Origin of the sequence: Isoptericola halotolerans (genome assembly GCF_045689585.1) — a bacterium.
GTDB classification, from domain to species: domain Bacteria; phylum Actinomycetota; class Actinomycetes; order Actinomycetales; family Cellulomonadaceae; genus Isoptericola; species Isoptericola halotolerans_B.
The window spans coordinates 1501834-1522098 of sequence record NZ_CP140108.1 but is presented as its reverse complement, the minus strand read 5'-3'; the positions used below and the strand labels follow the sequence as shown (position 1 = coordinate 1522098).

21 protein-coding genes are annotated in these 20265 nt (G+C 75.1%); 16 read left to right on the top strand and 5 right to left on the bottom strand.

All coding sequences use genetic code 11. The features are described from left to right. Positions 1-12 precede the first annotated feature (12 nt). The 9 genes from hemE to UQW22_RS07120 all read left to right on the top strand — a co-directional run bounded on the left by hemE (position 13) and on the right by UQW22_RS07120 (position 10133). On the top strand, positions 13-1116 hold the full coding sequence (hemE, locus tag UQW22_RS07160; protein WP_407320224.1) for a uroporphyrinogen decarboxylase: 1104 nt from the start codon (positions 13-15) through the stop codon (positions 1114-1116). Then, entirely contained in the window at positions 1113-2573 is a 1461-nt protein-coding gene (locus tag UQW22_RS07155) for a protoporphyrinogen/coproporphyrinogen oxidase (protein ID WP_407320223.1), read from the top strand. The genes hemE and UQW22_RS07155 overlap by 4 nt, the downstream gene beginning before the upstream one ends. A gap of 10 nt (positions 2574-2583) precedes the next feature. Then, positions 2584-2886, top strand: coding sequence for a type II toxin-antitoxin system VapC family toxin (locus UQW22_RS07150; protein WP_407320222.1), 303 nt, complete (start codon positions 2584-2586; stop codon positions 2884-2886). Between the two features lie 96 nt (positions 2887-2982). Next, positions 2983-5136, top strand: a complete 2154-nt coding sequence (locus tag UQW22_RS07145) for a HelD family protein (RefSeq protein WP_407320221.1) — start codon at positions 2983-2985, stop codon at positions 5134-5136. Between the two features lie 44 nt (positions 5137-5180). After that, a complete protein-coding gene (hemC, locus tag UQW22_RS07140; RefSeq protein ID WP_407320220.1) occupies positions 5181-6263 on the top strand; it encodes a hydroxymethylbilane synthase in 1083 nt (360 codons plus the stop codon). Then, positions 6260-6994 carry a uroporphyrinogen-III synthase gene (locus UQW22_RS07135; RefSeq protein WP_407320219.1) on the top strand — a complete coding sequence of 245 codons (735 nt, stop codon included), beginning with the start codon at positions 6260-6262 and terminating at the stop codon, positions 6992-6994. The genes hemC and UQW22_RS07135 overlap by 4 nt, the downstream gene beginning before the upstream one ends. Continuing rightward, a complete protein-coding gene (gene hemB, locus UQW22_RS07130) occupies positions 6991-7995 on the top strand; it encodes a porphobilinogen synthase (protein WP_407320218.1) in 1005 nt (334 codons plus the stop codon). Before UQW22_RS07135 ends, hemB begins: the two co-directional genes overlap by 4 nt. Positions 7996-8047: 52 nt before the next feature. Next, the gene (gene hemL / locus UQW22_RS07125; RefSeq protein ID WP_407320217.1) at positions 8048-9430 is read left to right on the top strand and encodes a glutamate-1-semialdehyde 2,1-aminomutase; all 1383 of its coding nucleotides are present in this window, start codon (positions 8048-8050) and stop codon (positions 9428-9430) included. Between the two features lie 184 nt (positions 9431-9614). Further along, on the top strand, positions 9615-10133 hold the full coding sequence (locus UQW22_RS07120; protein ID WP_407320216.1) for an HU family DNA-binding protein: 519 nt from the start codon (positions 9615-9617) through the stop codon (positions 10131-10133). A gap of 39 nt (positions 10134-10172) precedes the next feature. Here UQW22_RS07120 and UQW22_RS07115 read toward each other — a convergent pair whose 3' ends face one another. Further along, positions 10173-10361 (bottom strand): helix-hairpin-helix domain-containing protein, encoded by a 189-nt coding sequence (locus UQW22_RS07115; RefSeq protein ID WP_407320215.1) that lies wholly within the window; start codon positions 10359-10361, stop codon positions 10173-10175. Positions 10362-10470: 109 nt separating this feature from the next. Between UQW22_RS07115 and UQW22_RS07110 the strand changes: the two genes are divergently transcribed. From UQW22_RS07110 to UQW22_RS07100, 3 genes are all read left to right on the top strand, one after another. Further along, the gene (locus UQW22_RS07110; RefSeq protein ID WP_407320214.1) at positions 10471-10806 is read left to right on the top strand and encodes a metal-sensitive transcriptional regulator; all 336 of its coding nucleotides are present in this window, start codon (positions 10471-10473) and stop codon (positions 10804-10806) included. A 26-nt stretch (positions 10807-10832) separates the two neighbouring features. Beyond that, a complete protein-coding gene (locus UQW22_RS07105; RefSeq protein WP_407320213.1) occupies positions 10833-11153 on the top strand; it encodes a heavy-metal-associated domain-containing protein in 321 nt (106 codons plus the stop codon). 168 nt (positions 11154-11321) lie between these two features. Further along, positions 11322-13811, top strand: a complete 2490-nt coding sequence (locus UQW22_RS07100) for a heavy metal translocating P-type ATPase (protein ID WP_407320212.1) — start codon at positions 11322-11324, stop codon at positions 13809-13811. 98 nt (positions 13812-13909) lie between these two features. Here UQW22_RS07100 and UQW22_RS07095 read toward each other — a convergent pair whose 3' ends face one another. From UQW22_RS07095 to UQW22_RS07080, 4 genes are read right to left on the bottom strand one after another with little or no spacing between them, the layout of a single operon-like run. Further along, positions 13910-14722, bottom strand: a complete 813-nt coding sequence (locus UQW22_RS07095; protein WP_407320211.1) for an ABC transporter permease — start codon at positions 14720-14722, stop codon at positions 13910-13912. Next, a complete protein-coding gene (locus tag UQW22_RS07090; protein WP_407320210.1) occupies positions 14719-15633 on the bottom strand; it encodes an ABC transporter ATP-binding protein in 915 nt (304 codons plus the stop codon). The genes UQW22_RS07095 and UQW22_RS07090 overlap by 4 nt, the downstream gene beginning before the upstream one ends. Next, positions 15630-15929, bottom strand: coding sequence for a transcriptional regulator (locus UQW22_RS07085; RefSeq protein ID WP_407320209.1), 300 nt, complete (start codon positions 15927-15929; stop codon positions 15630-15632). Before UQW22_RS07085 ends, UQW22_RS07090 begins: the two co-directional genes overlap by 4 nt. Further along, positions 15922-16635 (bottom strand): hypothetical protein, encoded by a 714-nt coding sequence (locus tag UQW22_RS07080; RefSeq protein WP_407320208.1) that lies wholly within the window; start codon positions 16633-16635, stop codon positions 15922-15924. The genes UQW22_RS07085 and UQW22_RS07080 overlap by 8 nt, the downstream gene beginning before the upstream one ends. Before the next feature lie 157 nt (positions 16636-16792). Between UQW22_RS07080 and UQW22_RS07075 the strand changes: the two genes are divergently transcribed. From UQW22_RS07075 to UQW22_RS07060, 4 genes are all read left to right on the top strand, one after another. After that, complete coding sequence (locus UQW22_RS07075; protein WP_407320207.1) at positions 16793-18016, top strand: cation:proton antiporter; 1224 nt, start codon at positions 16793-16795, stop codon at positions 18014-18016. A 57-nt stretch (positions 18017-18073) separates the two neighbouring features. Continuing rightward, the gene (locus tag UQW22_RS07070; RefSeq protein ID WP_407320206.1) at positions 18074-19021 is read left to right on the top strand and encodes an SPFH domain-containing protein; all 948 of its coding nucleotides are present in this window, start codon (positions 18074-18076) and stop codon (positions 19019-19021) included. Then, entirely contained in the window at positions 19018-19311 is a 294-nt protein-coding gene (locus UQW22_RS07065) for a hypothetical protein (protein WP_407320205.1), read from the top strand. The genes UQW22_RS07070 and UQW22_RS07065 overlap by 4 nt, the downstream gene beginning before the upstream one ends. A gap of 105 nt (positions 19312-19416) precedes the next feature. Continuing rightward, the gene (locus UQW22_RS07060) at positions 19417-20256 is read left to right on the top strand and encodes a CPBP family intramembrane glutamic endopeptidase (RefSeq protein WP_407320204.1); all 840 of its coding nucleotides are present in this window, start codon (positions 19417-19419) and stop codon (positions 20254-20256) included. Positions 20257-20265 lie beyond the last annotated feature (9 nt).

Here is a 20265-nt window from a genome sequence, read left to right as displayed (position 1 = left end):
GAATCGTGGACCGTGACATCCACCACGGCGAACGTCAGCAACCTGCCCGCCTCCCACCCTCTGGCCGACGGGCGCACGGCGACGTCCTCGCTGGTCACCGCGCTGCGGGGGAGCCGCCCCGAGCGCACCCCTGCCTGGTTCATGCGGCAGGCGGGCCGGTCGCTGCCCGAGTACCGCGAGGTGCGACAGGGTGTCGGGATGCTGGAGTCCTGCCTGCGCCCGGACCTCGCCGCCGAGATCACGCTACAGCCCGTGCGGAGGCACGGCGTCGACGCGGCCATCTACTTCAGCGACATCGTCGTGCCCCTCAAGCTGGCCGGGGTGGGCGTCGAGATAACCTCCGGCGTCGGGCCGGTCATGGACCGGCCGTACCGCACGGCCGACGACGTCGACGAGCTGGTCGCCCGCGGCCTCGACGACGACGCCCTGGCCCCGATCGCGGAGGCCGTGGCCCGGACCGTCGAGGAGCTGGGCACGACGCCGCTCATCGGGTTCGGCGGCGCACCGTTCACCCTGGCCGCCTACCTCGTCGAGGGGCGCCCGAGCCGCGACCACCTCGCCGCACGCACCCTCATGCACGCCGACCCGGAGACGTGGCGCCGCCTGACGGAGTGGACCGCGGACCTCACGGGACGCTTCCTGCGCACCCAGGTCCTCGCCGGGGCGAGCGCCGTCCAGCTCTTCGACTCCTGGGCCGGTTCCCTGTCGCTCGCCGACTACCTGCAGCACGTGGCGCCGTCGTCCACCCGCGCCCTGCGGCACGTCGCCGACCTCCCGGCACCGGGCATCCACTTCGGCACGGGCACCGGGCACCTGCTGCCCGCCATGCGCGACGTGCTGCGCGACGCCGGCGTGACGCACCCCACGGTGGGGGTCGACTACCGCACGCCGCTCGACGACGCGACGGCGCTGCTCGGCGGCGACGTCCCCGTCCAGGGCAACATCGACCCGGCGCTGCTCGGGGCCCCCTGGCCGGCCCTGGAGGCGCACGTGCGCGACGTCGTCGAGCGGGGCCGCGCGGCGCCCGGCCACGTGGTCAACCTCGGCCACGGGGTGCCGCCCAGCACCGATCCGACCGTGCTCACGCGCGTCGTCGAGCTCGTCCACTCGCTGTGAGCCAGCAGGTCGACGCCGTCGTCGTCGGCGGCGGGATCGGCGGCCTGGTCGCCGCCCGCACGCTCATCGAGCGTGGTCTGCGCACCGTCGTCCTCGAGGCCTCCACCCGGCTCGGCGGCCCGGTGCGCGGCGGCGCGTTCGAGTCGCTGCCGCGCGTGCCGATCGACCTGGGGGCCGAGTCCTTCGCGGCGCGCGGCACCGCCGTCGGCGAGCTGGCCGACGAGCTGGGCCTCGACGTCGTCGAACCGGCCGCCGTGTCCGCCTGGGGGTACGCCGCCGGGCAGGCGTTCCCGCTGCCGAGGGCCGGCGTGCTCGGCATCCCCGCCGTGCCCTGGGCGCCCGACGTCCGCCGGGCCATCGGCTGGGCGGGCGTGGCCCGTGCGTCCCTCGACCGCGTGCTGCCACGGTCCGTCGGGGCGGGCGCGGACGACCTCGGCTCGCTGGCGCGCGCCCGGCTCGGCGTGCGCGCGACCGAGCGCCTCGTCGCCCCCGTCGCCACCGGCGTGCACTCGGCCCCGCTCGACCGGCTCGCCGTCGCGGCCGTCGCCCCCGGCCTGCGCGACCGGCTCGCCGTGGAGGGGTCGCTCACCCGCGCCGTGGGCGCCCTGCGCGCGGCAGCGCCGGCCGGTTCAGCCGTGCGCGGGATCGACGGCGGCATGCACGCCGTCGTCGAGGCCCTGGCCGGGCAGATCGCGGCGAGCGCCGAGTTCTGGACCGACACCCCCGTCACCGACGCGACCGGCCCCATCCACACCACGCTGCGGCTCGGCCAGGAGGTCGTGGGCGTCGAGCGGTCCGACGACGGCGGATGGGTCGTGCGCTCGCGGGCCACCGCCGCGGGGGTCGCCGGGGGCCGCGGGTCGCTGCACACGGTGACGGCTCCGCGGCTGGTGGTGACCACGCCCGCCGTCGGGCCGCTGCTGGAGCCCTGGACCGGCGTCGTCCCCGCGCCGGAGCCGGGGGCCGACGTCTGGCTCGTGACGCTGCTGCTGGACGCGCCCGAGCTGGACGAGGCGCCCCGCGGGTCGGGGATGCTCGTCGCGCCGGACGCGACCGCCGACGCCGGGAGGATCCGGGCCAAGGCGCTCACGCACTCCACCGCCAAGTGGCCGTGGCTGGCCGCCCGGGTGCGCGCCGCCGCCGGGGACGGGATGCACGTGGTGCGGCTGTCGTACGGTCGCCTCGGGGAGGAGACCCGCCCGCCGGACGCCGCGGAGGCCGCCCGGGACGCCTCCGCCCTGCTGGGCGTCCCGGTCACCGACCGGGTGCGCGACCACCTGCGGCAGCGGTGGGACGGTGCCCTGCCCCCGCCGACCCCCGCCTACCGGGCGGACGTCACCGCGCTCAGCGCCGCCGTCGGGCAGGTGCCCGGCCTCGCAGTGACGGGAGGCTGGGTGGCCGGCACGGGGCTGGCCGCGATCGTGGCGCACGCCCAGGCAGCCGTCGAGGGACTGTGAGCCGGCAGCCATGTCCGCCGCCACGCTCGCCGAGCTCGGGATCGTCGTCGGCCGACTCGCTCCTCAGCACGCCCGCCGGCTCGACGAACTGCTGGCCGAGTGGCAGGTCGAGATCGTCCCGCTCACCGCCTCCCAGGCGAGGATCGCGCGGGACGCCTACCGGGACTTCGGCAAGGGCACGGGACATCCCGCACGCCTGAACCTGGGCGACTGCTTCACGTACGCCCTGACGGCCGAGCGTCACGACGAGCTGCTGTCCGTCGGGGACGAATTCACGCACACCGGGGTGCGGTCGGCGCTCACCGGCCCCTGACCGCCTCGGCCCGCCCTTCCGTGGGCACCGGGAACACTTCTGCGAGGTCGCGCGTTGGACCCACGTCCAATCGTACGACGTACGAAATGAGGTCCCGTGCCCGACGCGGTCCGCACAGAGCAGCAGATCCTCGACGCCGCGTGGCAGCGCCGCGCCGGCCTGATCGCCGACATCGACGCCACGCTCGCCGCCGCCCGGGGGGACGACGACACGTCCCGCGCGCGCCTCGGACGCCTGCGCCAGCGCCGCGCGGAGCTGCAGCACGCCGAGGCGGGGCTCGTCTTCGGCCGGATCGACGGCGACGACGACGTCGTGCGTCACCTCGGCCGTGTCGGTCTGCCCGGGGACGACGGCGACGACCCGCTCGTCGTCGACTGGCGGGCGCCCGCGGCCCGCCCCTTCTACACCGCCACCCCGAGAGACCCGCAAGGGCTGCGGCGCCGTCGACACATCCGCACCCGCGGGCCGGAGGTCGTCGGGGTCGACGACGAACCGCTCGGCGACGTCTTCGGCACGACCCTCGACGACGCGGACGGCCTCGTCGGCGAGGGAGCGCTGCTCGCGGCCCTCGACGAACGTCGGACCGGACGCATGGGCACCGCCGTCGCCACGCTCCAGCGTGAGCAGGACGACGTGGTGCGTGCCGACGCTCGCACGCCGCTCGTCGTGCAGGGCGGCCCCGGCACCGGCAAGACCGTCGTCGCCCTGCATCGCGTGGCCTACCTGCTGTTCACCTACCCCCACCTCGCCGAGCGTGGCGTCCTGGTCCTCGGCCCGTCGACCCGGTTCCTCGACTACATCGGCCAGGTGCTGCCGGCGCTCGGCGAGACGGCCGTCGTCTCCGCCACCTGCGACACCCTGGTCCCCGGCATCCGCCCCACGCGGCCCGAGACCCGCGACACCGCCGAGATCAAGGGCCGCGCGCTCTGGCAGGCAGCCCTCACGCGGTACGTCGAGGCTCTCGTGCCCTTCGACGACGACCTCGACGTGACGTTCGAGGGTGAGCGCTGCACGCTGACCGCGGCCGACGTCGCCGCCGCGGTCCGCGCCGCCCGCTCCGGCGGCCACAGCTACCACCGGGCGCGGCGTCTCGCCGTCGAACGCGTCCACGACCTGCTCGCCGACGCCGTCGCAGCCCGGCAGGCCGAGCTCCTCGCCCGCGCCGAGGAGGGGTTCGAGGACGTGCTGGGCCGCGTCGACGCCTCCCTGGCGACGGCGGACGACCGCGCGGCCCCCACCGGCGCGAGCGGGTCCGACGTCGACGGCACCTTCTCGTCCGACGAGCTCGCCGCGCTCCGGACCCGGATCGCCGCCGACCGCGGCGTCGCCTCGACCCTCGAGCGCTGGTGGCCGCGTCGCGAACCCGCCGACGAGCTCGCCACGCTGCTGGGCGACGCCGACCTGCTGCGCCGCGTCGCGCCGGAGCTCAGCCCCGCCGAGGCCGACGTCGTCACCTCGGCAGCGCCGCCATCAGACACCCGGACCGGGCCCTGGGCGAGCAGCGACGTCCCGCTCCTCGACGCCCTCGCCGAGCTCCTGGGCGACAGCGACGACCCCGACGGCCGGGCCACCGGGCAGGGCGACTTCGTCGCGGACCGCGCGGCGGCCCGTCGCGACTGGGTCTACGGTCACGTCGTCGTCGACGAGGCCCAGGAGCTCTCCCCGATGCAGTGGCACATGGTGGTGCGGCGCTGCCCCACCCGGTCGATCACCTCCGTGGGCGACATCGACCAGGCCGAGTCCGTGCACCGCCACACCGACTGGGCCGACGCCGTCGGCGACGCGCTCGGCGAGCGGTGGCGGCGTGCCGACCTGACGATCTGCTACCGCACGCCCCGCGAGGTCATGGACCTCACCGCGCCCGTGCTCCGGGCCGCCGGCAGTCGCAACGACCCACCACGCGCCGTCCGCTCCTCCGGTGTCGCGCCGTGGTCGCGCGAGGTATCGGCGAGCGAGCTCCCGGACGCGGTGCGGTCGGCCGTGGAAGGTATGCGGGCGCGGTACGACGGCGGGACCGTCGGCGTCGTCGCCCCCGCCGGCCGCGTCTCCGTGCTCGCCGCCTCCCTGGCCGGCGCCACGCCGGTGCCGGAGGCGCCCGTGCTGACCGCAGCGGACGCCAAGGGCCTCGAGTGGGACGCGACCGTCGTCGTCGACCCCGCCGGGATCGCGGCCGGACCGCGCGGGTGGAACGCGCTGTACGTCGCACTCACCCGGTGCACGCAAGAGCTCGGGCAGATCAGCGTGACGTGATCGCCGCCACCGGGACGCCCCCGGCCCGACGACGCACCACGCACATGCGTGACAATGGACGGGTGACCACCCCCGCACCAGCACCCTTGCGCCTCGGCACCCGCGGCAGCGCGCTGGCGACCACCCAGTCCGGGATCGTCGCGCGCCGCCTCGAGGAGCTCCTCGACCGGCCCGTCGAGCTCGTCCGGATCAAGACCGAGGGCGACGTCAAGACGGGCTCGCTGGCATCGCTCGGCGGCACCGGCGTGTTCGTCACCGCGCTGCGCGACGCGCTCGGCACCGGCCGGTGCGACCTCGCGGTGCACTCCCTCAAGGACCTGCCGACCACGCCCCCGCCCGGCCTGACGTACGTCACCCCGGAGCGCGAGGACCCCCGCGACGCGCTGTGCGCCCGCGACGGCCTCACCCTGGACACCCTGCCGCGCAACGGTCGGGTCGGTACCGGGTCGCCGCGCCGCGCCGCCCAGCTGCAGGCCGCCCGCCCCGATCTGGAGATCGTCGACATCCGCGGCAACGTCGAGACGCGGCTCGCCCGCGCGCTCGGCCCCGACGCCGACCTCGACGCCGTCGTGCTCGCCTTCGCCGGGCTCACCCGCCTGCGCCGCACCGAGGTGGTCAGCGAGGTGCTCGACCCGCTGGTCGTCGCCCCTGCGCCCGGCCAGGGTGCGCTCGCCGTCGAGGCACGCAGCACCGACCTCGCCCCGGGGGGCAGCGCGGCCGACGGCACGGTGCCCAGCACCGCGCTCGCCGACGCCTTCGCCGCGCTCGACCACCGGCCCACGCGCCTCGCCACCACCGCCGAGCGCGCCGTCCTCGCCCGCCTCGAGGCCGGCTGCGCCGCCCCCATCGGGGCCTACGCGCGGCTGGAGGAAGGAGCGCTGGCGCTCTCCGCCGTCGTCGCCTCCCTGGACGGCACGGAGCAGCTCAAGCACACCGCACGCGTCGAGATCTCCCCCACGCTCGCGGTCACCGCCGCCGACGACGCCGCCCGCGCCCTGGGGGTCCGGGTCGCCGAGCGGCTGCTCGCCGACGGCGCCGCCCGCCTCGCCCCCCTCTCCCCCGCCGAGCCCGCACCGCCGGAGCCCAGCCGGGCGCCCACCGGGACGGACGACCCGGAGGGCGCGTGACCGACCTGACGGGGCGGACCGTCCTGCTGCCGCGCTCCCCCGGGCGCGCCGCCGGGCTCGAGGCCCTCCTGCGGCACGCCGGCGCCGAGGTGACCGTCGCCCCCGTGATCGAGCGGGCACCGGCCGACGACCCCGAGGCGCTCGCGACCGCCGTCGCCGACGTCGTGGCCGGCCGGTACACCTGGGTGGTGATCACCAGCGTCAACGCCGTCGACGCGCTCGCTGCGGCTGCCCGCGCCCCGCTGGCCGACGCGCCCGTCCGGTGGGCCGCCGTCGGACCGGCGACCGTCCGGGCCCTGGCCGCAGCCGGCATCACCGCCGAGCTCGTCCCCGACGAGGCCACGGCCGACAGCCTCGTCTCGGCGTTCGCGGCACCCTCCGGGCCGGCCCGGGTCCTGCTGCCGCTCGGCGACCTCGCCCGGCCGACGCTGCGCGACGGCCTCGCCGCGCTCGGCTGGCAGCCCGACGTCGTCACCGCCTACCGCACCGTGCGCTCCGACCTGCCGGACGACGTCGCCCGCCGCCGCTACGACGTCGTCGTCGTGACCTCCGGTTCCGTCGCCCGCGAGATCGCGGCGCAGCACGGCACCGTGACCCCGGTCGTCGCGATCGGCCGGCCGTCCGCCGAGGCCGCCCACGCGGCCGGGCTCACGGTCGCCGCCGTGGCCGACCACCCCACCGACGCCGCGATCGCGGCCGCCGTCACCACCGCTTGCGAAGGAGCGCCATGAGCACCTCCGGCATCGTCTACCGCCCTCGCCGGCTGCGGACCACACCACGGATGCGACGGCTCGTCGCCGAGCACCGCCTGCACCCGGCGGACCTCGTGCTGCCGCTGTTCGTCAAGGAGGGCATCGACGCACCCGTCCCGATCTCCTCCATGCCCGGGCAGGTGCAGCACACCGAGGCCACCCTGCACGACGCCGTCGCGGCGGCGGCGCGCGCCGGCGTGGGCGGCGTCATGCTCTTCGGCATCCCCGCCGTGCGCGACGCCCTCGGCACCCAGGCCGCGGCGGCGGACGGCATCCTGCAGCGCGGCACCCGGATCGCCCGGGAGGCGGTCGCCGCGGTCGAGGCGGAGATCGGTCGCCCCGGCCCCGTCGTCATGGTCGACACCTGCCTGGACGAGTTCACCGACCATGGGCACTGCGGCGTCCTCGACAGCGACGGGACGGTGGACAACGACGCCACGCTCGAGCGGTACGCGGCGATGGCCGTCGCCCAGGCGAAGGCCGGCGCGGACGTCGTCTCGCCGTCGGGCATGATGGACGGGCAGGTCGCCATGATCCGCGACGCGCTCGACGACGCGGGCTTCGAGTCCGTGAGCATCCTCGCGTACAGCGCGAAGTACGCCAGCGCGTTCTACGGCCCGTTCCGCGAGGCCGTCGACTCGGCGCTGCTGGGCGACCGGCGCACCTACCAGATGGACGCCGCCAACGCCCGCGAGGGGCTGCGCGAGGCGGACCTGGACATCGCCGAGGGCGCGGACATGGTCATGGTCAAGCCCGCCGGCTCCTTCCTCGACGTGCTGCGCGGCGTCGCCGACCGCTCCGACGTGCCCGTGGCGGCCTACCAGGTCTCCGGGGAGTACGCGATGATCGAGGCGGCGGCCGCGAACGGCTGGATCGACCGGAAGGCCGCGGTGCTGGAGTCGGTGCTCGGCATCAAGCGCGCGGGGGCCGACGTCATCCTCACCTACTGGGCGCTCGAGATCGCTGAGTGGCTGGACTGACTCGAGCCCCGGTCCACCACGCACGCCGCAGCAACCCCACGGAAGGACGACGATGACGGACACGGCAGGCTTCGGCCACATCGAGACGGCGCTGGTGACCAGCACGCCCCCGGCCGACAACCACGAGGCGTTCCTGCGCGCGCAGGGCGCCATCCCGGGCGGGGTCAACTCCCCGGTGCGGGCCTACGGGTCGGTCGGTGGCGACCCGCGCTTCCTGGCGTCGGCACGGGGCGCGTACGTCACCGACGTGGCGGGGCGCGAGTACGTCGACCTCGTGGGGTCCTGGGGTCCGGCCCTGCTGGGCCACGCGCACCCCGAGGTGGTCGCCGCCGTGCAGGAGGCCGCCGCCCGGGGCCTGTCGTTCGGCGCGCCCACGGTGGGCGAGATCGAGCTCGCCGAGGAGGTCCGACGGCGGGTCCCCGCGGCGGAGCGTGTCCGCCTGGTGTCCACGGGCACCGAGGCGACGATGACGGCGATCCGGCTCGCGCGCGGCGTGACCGGCCGGCCGCTCGTGATCAAGTTCGCCGGCTGCTACCACGGGCACGTCGACGCGCTGCTCGCCGAGGCCGGGTCCGGCGTCGCGACGCTGTCGATGCCGGGCACCGCCGGCGTCACCGAGGCCTCCGCGGCCGAGACGCTCGTGCTCCCGTACAACGACCTGGGCGCCGTCGAGGCGGCCTTCGCCGAGCACGGCGACCGGATCGCCGCGGTCATCACCGAGGCCGCACCCGCCAACATGGGGGTGGTGCCGCCGTCGGACGGCTTCAACGCCGGGCTGCGCCGGATCACCGCCGAGCACGGTGCGCTGCTGGTCCTCGACGAGGTGCTCACCGGGTTCCGCGTCAGCGAGGCCGGGTACTGGGGCCTCGAGAACACCGGGCGGGCCGCCGAGGACGTCTGGACGCCGGACCTGTTCACGTTCGGCAAGGTCGTCGGCGGCGGGATGCCGGTGGCCGCGCTCGGCGGGCCGGCCGCGATCATGGACCAGCTCGCGCCGAGCGGCCCAGTGTACCAGGCGGGCACCCTGTCGGGGAACCCGGTGGCGGTGGCTGCCGGCCTGACGACGCTGCGACTCGCCGACGACGCCGTGTACGCGCGGGTGTCCGAGGTGGCGTCCGCCGTCTCCGGCGCGCTGCACGAGGCGCTGGACGCCGAGGGTGTGCCGCACCGGGTCCAGAGCGTCGGTTCGCTCTTCTCCGTGTTCTTCGGCGAGGGCGCCGCACGCGACGGGGTCGCCTCGTACGCGGACGCCCAGGCGCAGGACGTGTCCCGGCACGGCCCGTTCTTCCACGCCATGCTCGACGCCGGGGTCAACCTGCCGCCGTCGGTGTTCGAGGCCTGGTTCTGCTCGGCGGCGCACGACGACACCGCCGTGAACCGGATCCTCGACGCCCTGCCGGCCGGCGCACGGGCGGCTGCCGCAGCGACCTCCTGAGCGTCCCGCGGTCCCGGCCCCGGTGGCCACGAGGCTGACCGTCGGGCCGCGGCATTACGCGGCTCACCCGCCGGGGTCAGTGACGCCGGGCGGACTTCGCGCTTCAATGGGTCGGGCACTGGCACCGGTCGCGTCGTCGATCGAGACAGGCCGGCAGGTGCCGACGACGACACCGGAGGTGCGTATGAACAAGGCAGAGCTCGTGGCGGCCGTCGCAGAGCGCGCGGACAGCAGCCCGACCGAGGCCCGCAAGCACGTCGACGCCGTGCTCGAGTCGATCGTCGACGGCGTCGCGGGGGGCGAGCGCGTCTCGCTCGTCGGTTTCGGCACGTTCGACAGCACGTCGCGCGCCGCCCGGACCGCCCGGAACCCGCGCACGGGGGCCTCCGTCGAGGTGCCGGCCGCCGTGGTGCCCCGGTTCCGGATCGGTACCGCGTTCAAGGCCAAGGTCGCCGCGGCGGACGGCCCGACGGCGGCGCGCACGCCGGGCACGGCGCGCCGGCCGGTCCCGACCGCGACCGACGAGGCGCCGACGGTGCAGTCCACGAAGGTCGCCCAGGCCGCAGACGACGGCACGGCGTCCGGCGGGAAGAAGAAGACGTCGAAGAAGGACGCCGGGAAGGGCTCGAAGGGGAGCCCGAAGAACGGGTCCAAGAAGGACAAGAAGAAGTCGAAGAAGGGCAAGAAGCCCAAGAAGAAGTGAGGCGGGTCCGGGCTCGCGGCCCGGACCGGCGCCTCTCGTTCAGCGGCCCGCGCGCGCCTCGGTCAGCAGCCGGACGGCCTTCGGGCCGACGCCGTGCAGGTCCAGCAGCTCGTCGAGCGCGGCGGGCAGGTCGTCGAGCGTGCGGTAGCCGGCATGCCGCAGCGCGCCTGTCGCCGGGCGCCCGATGCGCACACCGTCGAACACCGGGCCCGCGTCGTCGTCGGCCATCTCGTCCTCCGTCGTCCTGCCCGCCCCTGCCTGCCCGCCGTCCGGTTCGCCTGCCCCCAGGCTAGCGCCCACCTCTTGACAATGTACCCCCCGGGGGTATGGTGGCGCCATGACCGAGACCGCAGAGCACGAGCACGTCGCGTCGCCCGGGCCGCACGACGGCCCGCACGGCTACGCCAGCGACAAGGCGGCGTACCTCAAGCGCATGCGTCGCATCGAGGGACAGGTGCGCGGGATCGCGCGCATGATCGACGAGGACGTCTACTGCATCGACATCCTCACGCAGGTGTCCGCCGTGACGAAGGCGCTGCAGTCGGTCAGCCTCGCGCTGGTCGAGGACCACCTCGGGCACTGCGTCGTCGACGCGGCCCGCGAGTCCGACGACGCCGGGGCCGCCAAGGTCAAGGAGGCGTCCGCCGCGATCGGCCGCCTCGTCCGCAGCTGACCATCACCGGACGAAGGAGCACCACCATGAGCACCGTCACCACGCTGGGCGTCACCGGCATGACCTGCGGCAACTGCGTCGCCCACGTCACCAGCGAGCTCGAGTCCGTGGACGGCGTCGAGCACGTGAGCATCGTGCTCGCGGCCGGCGGCGAGTCCGAGGCCACCGTCTTCTCCGACGAGCCTCTCGACGAGCAGGCCCTGCGCGACGCGGTCGACGAGGCCGGCTACGCCGTCGCGTCGCTCACCGTGCAGCCGAACGCGCTGCGGGAGCAGCACGCCGAGCAGGCCCCGGCCCGCCAGCAGGCCCACGACGACGCCGCGCGCCGCTTCGGCGCCGACGAGTAACGACCCTCCCCCGCGGACCGCCTGCCGACCCACGGTCCGACGCCCCGCCGTCGGACCGTACAGACACTCCGCGCCGCGCCGGCCCGACCGGCGCCCCGACCCCCGACGGCCTCCACCACGGCCCGTCGCCGGTGACCTCCGCCGTACCGCACCATCCTGGAGTCACCCATGAACACCACCCCCAGCTCCTCCCCCGCCCCGGCCGTGCCGCAGGCCGAGGTCGACCTCGCGATCCAGGGCATGACGTGCGCCTCGTGCGTCGCCCGGGTCGAGAAGAAGCTCACGCGGCTGCCCGGCGTCGAAGCCACCGTGAACCTGCCGCTCGAGAGCGCGCACGTGCGCCGTCCCGACGGCGTCACCGACGCCGATCTCGTGCAGGCCGTCGCCGCGGCCGGCTACACCGCGTCCGTCACCCGGTCGCGCGCTGCGGCGCCCGTCGACGAGACCCCGTCCACGCACGACGCGCACGAGCACACGGGCACCGACGAGCACGACGGCGCCGGCGAGCACGACGAACACTCCGGCGGCCACGTGCACACCGAGTACCGCGGCGACGACCTGCGCCGACGGCTCCGCGTCGCGGCCGTCCTCACCGTGCCCGTCGTGCTGCTCTCGATGGTCCCCGCGCTGCAGTTCGCCGGCTGGCAGTGGGTCGTCGCGGCCCTGGCCCTGCCCGTGGTCACCTGGGGCGCCTGGCCGTTCCACGCCGCGGCGGCACGCGCCGCCCGGCACGGCGCCTCGACGATGGACACCCTCGTCTCGATCGGCGTGATCGCGGCGACCCTGTGGTCGCTCTGGGCGCTGCTGCTCGGCGGCGCCGGCGAGATCGGCATGACGATGCGCTTCGCGCTGCTGCCGTCCGGGGAGCACGGGGCCACCCCCGAGCTCTACTTCGAGGTCGCCGCCGTCGTGACGACGTTCCTGCTGGCCGGGCGCTACGCCGAGCACCGTTCCAAGCGGCGCGCGGGCGACGCGCTGCGATCGCTGCTCGAGCTCGGCGCCAAGGAGGCCGAGCGGGTCTCCGCGGGGCCCGACGGCGCCCCCACCCGCCGCGACGACGGCGCCCTGGTCACCGAGCGGGTGGCCGTCGCCGCGCTGCGCCCCGGCGACCTGTTCGCGGTGCGGCCGGGCGAGAAGATCGCCACCGACGGCGAGGTGGTCGAGGGCTCGTCCGCCGTCGACACCTCTCTGCTGACCGGCGAGCCGGTCCCCGTGGACGTCGCCCCGGGCGACCCTGTCACGGGCGCCACCGTCAACAGCTCCGGGCACCTGCTGGTCCGTGCCACCCGCGTCGGCGAGGAGACCACGCTCGCGCAGATCGGACGGCTGGTGTCGCGGGCGCAGACCGGCAAGGCGCCGGTGCAGCGGCTCGCGGACCGCATCTCGGCGGTGTTCGTGCCGATCGTCCTGGTGCTCGCGGTCCTGACGCTCGCCGGCTGGCTGCTCGCCGGGGCGGACGTCCAGCTCGCGTTCACGGCGGCGGTGGCGGTGCTGATCATCGCCTGCCCGTGCGCGCTGGGGCTCGCGACCCCGACGGCGCTGCTGGTCGGCACCGGGCGCGGTGCCCAGCTCGGCGTGCTCATCAAGGGACCGGAGGTCCTGGAGTCCACCCGTCGCGTCGACACCGTGGTGCTCGACAAGACCGGCACGGTGACCCAGGGCGCGATGGCCCTCGAGAGCGTGGAGCCGACCGGGGGCGTGTCCGCGGAAGAGGCGCTGCGGTACGCGGCCGTCGTGGAGGCCCGCAGCGAGCACCCGATCGCGCAGGCGATCGCCTCCTCCGAGCTGTCAGAACCTCGTGGCGCTGTACAGCGTGCTGGTTCTGACAGGTCCGTGGGGACCGGCGCCGACGGCGTCAGCATCGGCGCGCTGCAGGTGTTCGACTTCCGCTCCACGCCCGGCGGCGGTGTGGAGGCCGTCGTCCGGTCGGCCCACTCGGGGCTCGGCGCCGGCAGCACCGGGCTCGGTGCGCGGCGGGTCACGGTCGGGCGCCTGACCTGGCTCGACGACGCGGGCGTGCGCGTGCCGGACGACGTGCGCGACGCCGTCGGACGCGCCGAGGACGACGGGGCGACCGCCGTCGTCGTCGCCTGGGACGGGACCGCGCGCGCGGCGCTCGTGCTGCGCGACCCGGTCAAGCCGACCTCCGCCGAGGCCGTCGCCGAGCTGCGCGAGCTCGGGCTGCGCCCGGTGATGCTCACGGGCGACTCCGAGGGAGCGGCCCGGGCCGCGGCCGCCGCGGTGGGCATCGACGAGGTGATCTCCCGCGTCCTGCCCGCTGACAAGGCGGACGTCGTGGCTCGGCTCCAGGCAGATGGCCGGACGGTGGCGATGGTCGGCGACGGCGTGAACGACGCCGCGGCGCTGGCCACCGCGGACCTCGGGCTCGCGATGGGGACCGGCACGGACGTGGCCATCGAGGCGAGCGATATCACGCTCGTGCGGGGCGACCTGCGGGCGGCGTCGACCGCCGTCCGGCTCTCCCGGCGGACGCTGCGCGTCATCAAGCAGAACCTGTTCTGGGCGTTCGCGTACAACGTGGCGGCGATCCCGCTGGCGGCCGCGGGGCTGCTGAACCCGATGATCGCCGGGGCGGCGATGGCGGCGTCGTCGGTCATCGTGGTGACGAACTCGCTGCGGCTGCGCCGCGCCGGCTGACCCTCACCCCGCTCAGCGTCGTGGGTATGAGATCTCCCGTTCTCGCGAGCGAGAACGGGAGATCTCGTACCCACAGCGCAGGGCGAGCGGCCAGGAGGTCAGCGGAAGCGACGACCCTCGTCGCGTCGGTAGGCCCAGGCCGCCAGCACGGCGAAGACGACGGTCCACCCGAGGAGCACCGACCACGCCCACGGGTTGGCCTCCATGCCGGTGAGCGCCTGCACCAGCAGGTCACGTCCGGCGCGCGTGGGCGTGAGCTGGGACAGGGTGTCCAGCCACGCCGGGAACATCATCGGCGGCAGGAACAGCCCGCCGGCGAACGCCAGCGGGAACAGGATCACCTGGACGACCGGCAGGGCCGCCTTGGCCGTCAGCGAGTAGCCGATCCCCATGCCCAGCAGCACGAACGGCACCGACGTCAGCAGGATCATGCCGATCCCGGCCGCCAGCTCCGGCGCGGTGACCGCGGCGTCCGTGAACAGCCACGCCACCACGATCAGCGGGGCCAGGCCGAACAGCGTGAAGATCCCCCCGTTGCCCACGCGTGCCACCATGCGCGGCCCCGGCCCGGCCGGCAACGACCGCACGAACGGGTCGAACGGCAGCGCGCGGTCCTCCGCCACCCCGAGCCCGTAGGTGAACAGGCTCGCGGAGCACACACCGAACAGGGCGAGCCCCGCCACGGCCATCGTGGCGAACGCCGGGTTGCCCGCGACCTCCGGCTGCGGCACCACGAAGAACGCCATCGCCAGGGCGGGGAACAGTGCGTTGCCGATGACGGCCATCGGGATCCGTACCGTCTCGAGGAACTGGAACCTCAGGTGCAGCCACGCCAGGCGGACAGCGCTCACGGTCCGCGGCGCGGTGCCCGACGACGTCGAGTCGGGTGAGGTGGTGTGCAGGGTGGTCATCGGGCCGCTCCTTCCATCGGTGCCGGCACGTCGGTGTCGACCATCTCCGCGAACGCCTCCTCGAGGCTGGCGCCCCGGATCTCCAGGTCGCGGAAGTCGACGTCGGCGCTCACCAGGTCACGGACCAGGGCGTCGGCGTCGGGGGTGAACAACGACTGCCGGGCACCGATACCCGGCCCGGTCGCCCGCTCGGTACGGACGACGCCGGGCCACGCGGACAGGTCGGCGGCGCAGGTCAGCACCACGCGCCGCAGCGCGACCCGGTCGAGGATCGCGTCGAGCGTGTCGTCGGCGCGCACCACGCCGTGATCGATGACCACGACACGTTCGGCGAGCGCCTGGACCTCCTCGAGGTAGTGGCTCGTCAGCAGCACGGTGCCGCCGTCGGCGTGGTAACGGCGGATCGCGTCCCACAGCGCCTGACGGGCCGAGACGTCCAGCCCGGTGGTCGGCTCGTCGAGCAGCACCACACGCGGCCTGCCGACCAGCGACAGCGCGACGGCGAGCCGCCGCTTCTGCCCGCCGGAGAGCGCACCGGTCTGCTTGCGGGCCATCTCGGTGAGCCCGAACTGCTCCAGCAGCTCCGCCGTCGGGACCGGGTGGGGGAAGTGCCCGCCGACGAAGTCGACGACCTCCCCCACCCGCAGGGTCGCGGGCAGCCCGGTCTCCTGCGGGGTGATCCCCAGGCCGATCCGGCTGGCGGCGTCCCGCGGGTCGCCGCCCAGCAGGCGCACGGTCCCACGGTCGGGCTTGCGCTGGCCGCTGATCAGCGACAGCAGGGTGGACTTGCCGGCGCCGTTGGGGCCGAGGAGCCCCACGAGCTCGCCGGGTCCGACGTCGAGGGAGACGTCGTCGAGCGCGACCACGTCCCCGAATCTCCGGGTGACGCCGTCGACGGTGATGACGGTCATGCTCCTGGTCCCTTCAGCAGTGCGGTGAGGGTGGTCGTGTAGTCCTCGAAGGCGCGCCGGCCGTCCGTGGTCAGCGCGAGGTAGGTGACGGGCTTGCGCCCGGCGTGCGCCTTGGAGACGCGGACGTAGCCGGCGTCCTCGAGCTTGCGCACGTGGGTGGAAAGGTTGCCCGCGGTCATGCCGAGCAGCTTCTGCAGCCGGGGGAAGACGATCTCGTCGCCCGCCGGCAGCGCGGCCAGCGTCGAGACGACCCGCAGCCGCGCCGGAGCGTGGATGACGGTGTCGAGCTCAGTCATCGCTGGGCCCCGGCCCGACGGCGGAGGGCACGTCGGCCGCTCGGCCGCGGCGCCGTCGGCGGGCGACGAGGACGGCCTCGACGGCGCACATGACGAGGAACCCGCCTCCGCCGGCGCACGCCATGACGAGGTAGGTGGCGGGCATCCCGGCGACGGTGGCGACACCGCCGGTGAGCAGGATCCACAGGCCGAGCACGTAGAGGCGGTTGTCGCCGAAGAACGTGCCGCCGGCGAGGTACATGAGGCCGACGACGACGCACGCGAGGGCGTTGGCCACCAGGCCGATCACCTCGTCGGACGCCCCGGCGCGGGCGATGCCGCTGATGACGAACGGGTACGCGAGGAACCCGAGGGTCCAGGACCAGCCGTACATCATGCCGAGGCGAGCGCTGGGCCCGCGGGTGCCGGCACCGCGGGTGACGCTGTGCACGATCGTGATCGCGACGGCGGCGGCGAGCAGGGCGAAGAACGCGGTGAAGGCGAGACCGCTCGGCGAGCCGCCGCCCGACGGGACGCTCCTCCACAGCAGGAGGTAGCCGACGACCCACGCCACGCCCCACACGAGGTACAGCAGCCGGCCGTCGGGCTCGGTCGCGGCCCGGGCGTGCCGCTGGGACTCCTCGATGAGGCGCAGGGACTCGGCAGGGCCGAGCGCCGGGTCCTCCGCCGCCGGTGCGTCGCCGTCGTCGTGCTCGTGCGTCGCCATCAGGTTGCCTCTCTCGGTGCCTGCCATATGGTTTGCGCTGCAAACTTGTTTGTAGGCTCCCACAGGTGCGTCACGGGGCACAACCCCTGCGACCGGCGGGCGGTTCGCCTAGCGTGCGAACACACCGACGAGACGTCCACCGCCGAGGGAGTCCGGCATGGAGCTGCCGTTGTTGTACGCCACGATCGGCGTGGCGAGCGTCGTCCTGGCCCTGCTGAGCCGCCGGCTGCGATCGCTGCCCGTGACCGAACCGCTCGTCGGCCTCGTGCTCGGGATCGTGCTGGCCCGGGCCGGGATCCTGGGCGGCTCGGGCGCCCTCGGCTGGACCGAGGCGCAGCGCGACACCCTCCTGCTCGAGTCGTCCCGCCTCCTGCTCGCCGCCTCCGTCATGGCCGCGGCGCTGCGCTTCTCCACCGGAACGCTCCGTGACCTGGTGCGGCCGGTCGCCTGGATGCTGCTCGTCGTCATGCCCCTCGCCGCGGTGATCTCCGGCGCGCTCTCGCTGACCCTCGGACTGCCCCTCGCTCTCGCGGCCGTGGTCGGCGCCTGCCTGAGCCCCACGGACCCCGTGCTCGCCGCCTCCGTGGTGACCGGCGACGTCGCCGAGAAGTCCCTGCCGCAGCGACTGCGCGCGCTGCTCACGGCGGAGAGCGGCGCCAACGACGGCCTCGCCCTCCCGCTCGTCGCGATCGCCGCCTCGCTCGCCCTGACGGCGCGACACCCGGGCGAGGAGGCCCTCCACCTCGCCTGGCAGGTCCTCGGTGCCGTCGCCATCGGCGTCGTCGCGGGCGTCGCCACCGCTGCGGGACGACGGCGCGCCTCACGCGAGCACGACCTCGCGGCCGGCCCGAGGCTCGTGCTCACCCTGCTCCTCGCGCTCGCCACCCTGGGGCTCGCCCGGCTCGCGGGCACCGACGGCGTGCTCGCGATCTTCGTCGCCGGTGTCGCCTACGGCGCGCGCACGGACCGCTCGACGCGCGAGGAGCAGGACATGGTCGACGAGGCCGTGAACCGGTACGCCGTCGTCCCGTTCTTCGCCGTCGTAGGGGCGGCGCTGCCGTGGGCGGACTGGGCTGCGCTCGGGCCGCCCCTCGCGCTCGTCGCCGTCGGGATCCTGCTCCTGCGCCGGCTGCCGACGGTGCTGCTGATGGCGCCGGCGCTCGGGCTGGACCGCCGGGAGGCCGCGTTCGCGGGGTGGTTCGGACCCATGGGGGTCTCGGCCGTGTTCTCCGTCTTCCACGCCCGTGACCAGGGGGTGGACGACCCCCGGCTGGTCGCCGTCGGGATGTTCCTGGTCGCGTGCAGCACGGTGGTGCACGGCACGACGGCGGCGCCGTTCGTGCGCCTCTTCGCCCGAGTGGCTGGCTCGCGATCGCCGTAAGGTGATATCACTTTGCTATGGACGATGCAGGGGCCACCGGGCCGCGAGGAGGAAACCGTGCCAGAGACCGCCCAGCCCGTGCAGGAATCCGTCGCCGGTGAGCCCACAGGCCGACCCGTCGGCCACGCCGGCACCCGCGTCGACGTCACGGAACGGGAGGCGTGGTCGCTCGGCTCCGGTGGCGCCGTGCTGGGCGTGCTCCTCGCCGTCGCGCTGGTCGGCCTCGGCATCGTCACGATCGTCGCCGCGGGGCCCGCCGGGGTGGTCCCCGGCGTGCTGCTCACCGCGGTCGGCGTCCTGCTCCTGACCGGCGTCTCCGTCGTCAGCCCGGGCGAGACGCTCGTCGTCCAGCTCTTCGGCCGCTACCTCGGCACCGTGCGGCGCACCGGGCTCGTCCTCGCCGTGCCGGTCACCACCCGGTCCACGGTGTCCGTGCGCGTGCGCAACTTCGAGACCAGCGAGCTCAAGGTCAACGACGCCGACGGCAACCCGATCAACATCGCGACCATCGTGGTCTGGCAGGTCGCCGACACCGCCCGGGCGAGCTTCGCCGTCGAGGACTACGACGACTTCGTGGTGGTGCAGTCCGAGTCCGCGCTGCGGCACGTCGCCATGTCCCACCCGTACGACGGCGGCGACGGCGTCGAGTCGCTGCGCGGCGCCACCGAGCTCGTCTCCGACGAGATCGCCGCCGAGGTCGCCGAGCGGGTGGCCGTGGCCGGCATCGAGGTCGTCGAGGCCCGCATCTCGCACCTGGCCTACGCCCCCGAGATCGCCCAGGCCATGCTCCAGCGCCAGCAGGCCGGCGCGATCATCGCCGCCCGCGAGCGGATCGTCGACGGCGCGGTCTCCATGGTCGAGACGGCGCTGAACCGTCTCGAGGCCGAGGACGTCGTCACCCTCGACGACGAGCGCCGCGCCACCATGGTCTCCAACCTGCTCGTCGTCCTGTGCGGCGAGAGCCGTGCCACCCCGGTCGTCAACGCGGGGTCCCTGTACCAGTGACGGCCTCCCCGGACGCTCCCTCGGGCGGGGACGACCCGCCCGAGGGCTCCGGCGCGCCCGGGGCGGTGCCGCCGTCGAGCGCACGACGACCGTCCCGCAAGCAGGTGCTCCTGCGGCTCGACCCGGCGGTCCACACGGCGCTCGCCCGGTGGGCGGCGGACGACCTGCGCAGCGTCAACGCCCAGATCGACCTGCTGCTACGGCGCGCGCTCCACGACGCCGGCCGGCTGCCGCGCGACGTGCGGCCCCCGAGGCGGCCCGGCCGTCCGCCGTCGGACCCGGAGTCCTGAGCCCCGGCTCCACCCCGTCGCCGTGGGTATGAGATCTCCCGTCCTCCATCCGCGAGAACGGGAGATCTCATACCCACAGCGGTGTGCGCGCCTACGCTGGACGGCGTGCCCGACTCCACCACCCCGGCCGTGACCACCCGATGGGCCGCACCCGACCCGGCCGCCCCGGCACGTACCCGGCACGCACGCCGCCGGACGGGTGCCGAGATCTGGATCGTCCTCGGCCTGAGCCTGGGCCAGAGCGCCGTCTACGCCGTCGTCAACATCGTGGCCCGGCTGACGGCCGAGACCGCGCTGGCCGACCAGAGCGCCACGCTCAACGCGTCCCGCTCGCCGCGCCCGTACCTCGACCTGGTCTACCAGCTCCTCGGCATCGCGTTCGCGCTCCTCCCCGTGGCGCTGGCGGTGTACCTCCTCAGCGCACGGGGCCCCGGCACCCTGCGCCGCGTCGGGCTCGACGCCGCCCGGCCCGGCCGTGACACCGCCTGGGGGTTCGCCCTGGCCGCCGCCATCGGCATCCCCGGCCTGGCGTTCTACGCGCTCGGGCGCGCCCTCGGCATCACGGTCAGCGTCGAGGCCAGCGCGCTGAACGCCGCCTGGTGGACCGTCCCCGTGCTGATCCTCGCCGCGCTGCAGAACGGCCTCCTCGAGGAGGTGATCGCCGTGGCATACCTCACCGAGCGCACCACCGACCTCGGCTGGACGCGCCTGCAGATCATCGTCGCGAGCTCGCTCCTGCGCGGCTCGTACCACCTCTACCAGGGGATCGGGCCGTTCCTCGGCAACGTCGTGATGGGCGTCGTCTTCTCGTGGTTCTACACGTCCCGCTGGGGGCGGCACCGCGTGCTGCCCCTCGTCCTCGCGCACACCCTGCTCGACGTCGTCGCGTTCGTCGGGTACGCGCTGGTGCCCACCGAGTGGCGCGCGGCGCTCGGGATCACCTGACCCCTCGCA

Bases quoted from the DNA above. Each gene is read 5' to 3' on its own strand.
- UQW22_RS07150 (WP_407320222.1), top strand. From the start codon at position 2,584: ATGTCCGCCGCCACGCTCGCCGAGCTCGGGATCGTCGTCGGCCGACTC.
- hemC (WP_407320220.1), top strand. From the start codon at position 5,181: ATGCGTGACAATGGACGGGTGACCACCCCCGCACCAGCACCCTTGCGC.
- hemB (WP_407320218.1), top strand. From the start codon at position 6,991: ATGAGCACCTCCGGCATCGTCTACCGCCCTCGCCGGCTGCGGACCACA.
- hemL (WP_407320217.1), top strand. From the start codon at position 8,048: ATGACGGACACGGCAGGCTTCGGCCACATCGAGACGGCGCTGGTGACC.
- UQW22_RS07120 (WP_407320216.1), top strand. From the start codon at position 9,615: ATGAACAAGGCAGAGCTCGTGGCGGCCGTCGCAGAGCGCGCGGACAGC.
- UQW22_RS07115 (WP_407320215.1), bottom strand. From the start codon at position 10,361: ATGGCCGACGACGACGCGGGCCCGGTGTTCGACGGTGTGCGCATCGGG.
- UQW22_RS07110 (WP_407320214.1), top strand. From the start codon at position 10,471: ATGACCGAGACCGCAGAGCACGAGCACGTCGCGTCGCCCGGGCCGCAC.
- UQW22_RS07105 (WP_407320213.1), top strand. From the start codon at position 10,833: ATGAGCACCGTCACCACGCTGGGCGTCACCGGCATGACCTGCGGCAAC.
- UQW22_RS07100 (WP_407320212.1), top strand. From the start codon at position 11,322: ATGAACACCACCCCCAGCTCCTCCCCCGCCCCGGCCGTGCCGCAGGCC.
- UQW22_RS07095 (WP_407320211.1), bottom strand. From the start codon at position 14,722: ATGACCACCCTGCACACCACCTCACCCGACTCGACGTCGTCGGGCACC.
- UQW22_RS07090 (WP_407320210.1), bottom strand. From the start codon at position 15,633: ATGACCGTCATCACCGTCGACGGCGTCACCCGGAGATTCGGGGACGTG.
- UQW22_RS07085 (WP_407320209.1), bottom strand. From the start codon at position 15,929: ATGACTGAGCTCGACACCGTCATCCACGCTCCGGCGCGGCTGCGGGTC.
- UQW22_RS07080 (WP_407320208.1), bottom strand. From the start codon at position 16,635: ATGGCGACGCACGAGCACGACGACGGCGACGCACCGGCGGCGGAGGAC.
- UQW22_RS07075 (WP_407320207.1), top strand. From the start codon at position 16,793: ATGGAGCTGCCGTTGTTGTACGCCACGATCGGCGTGGCGAGCGTCGTC.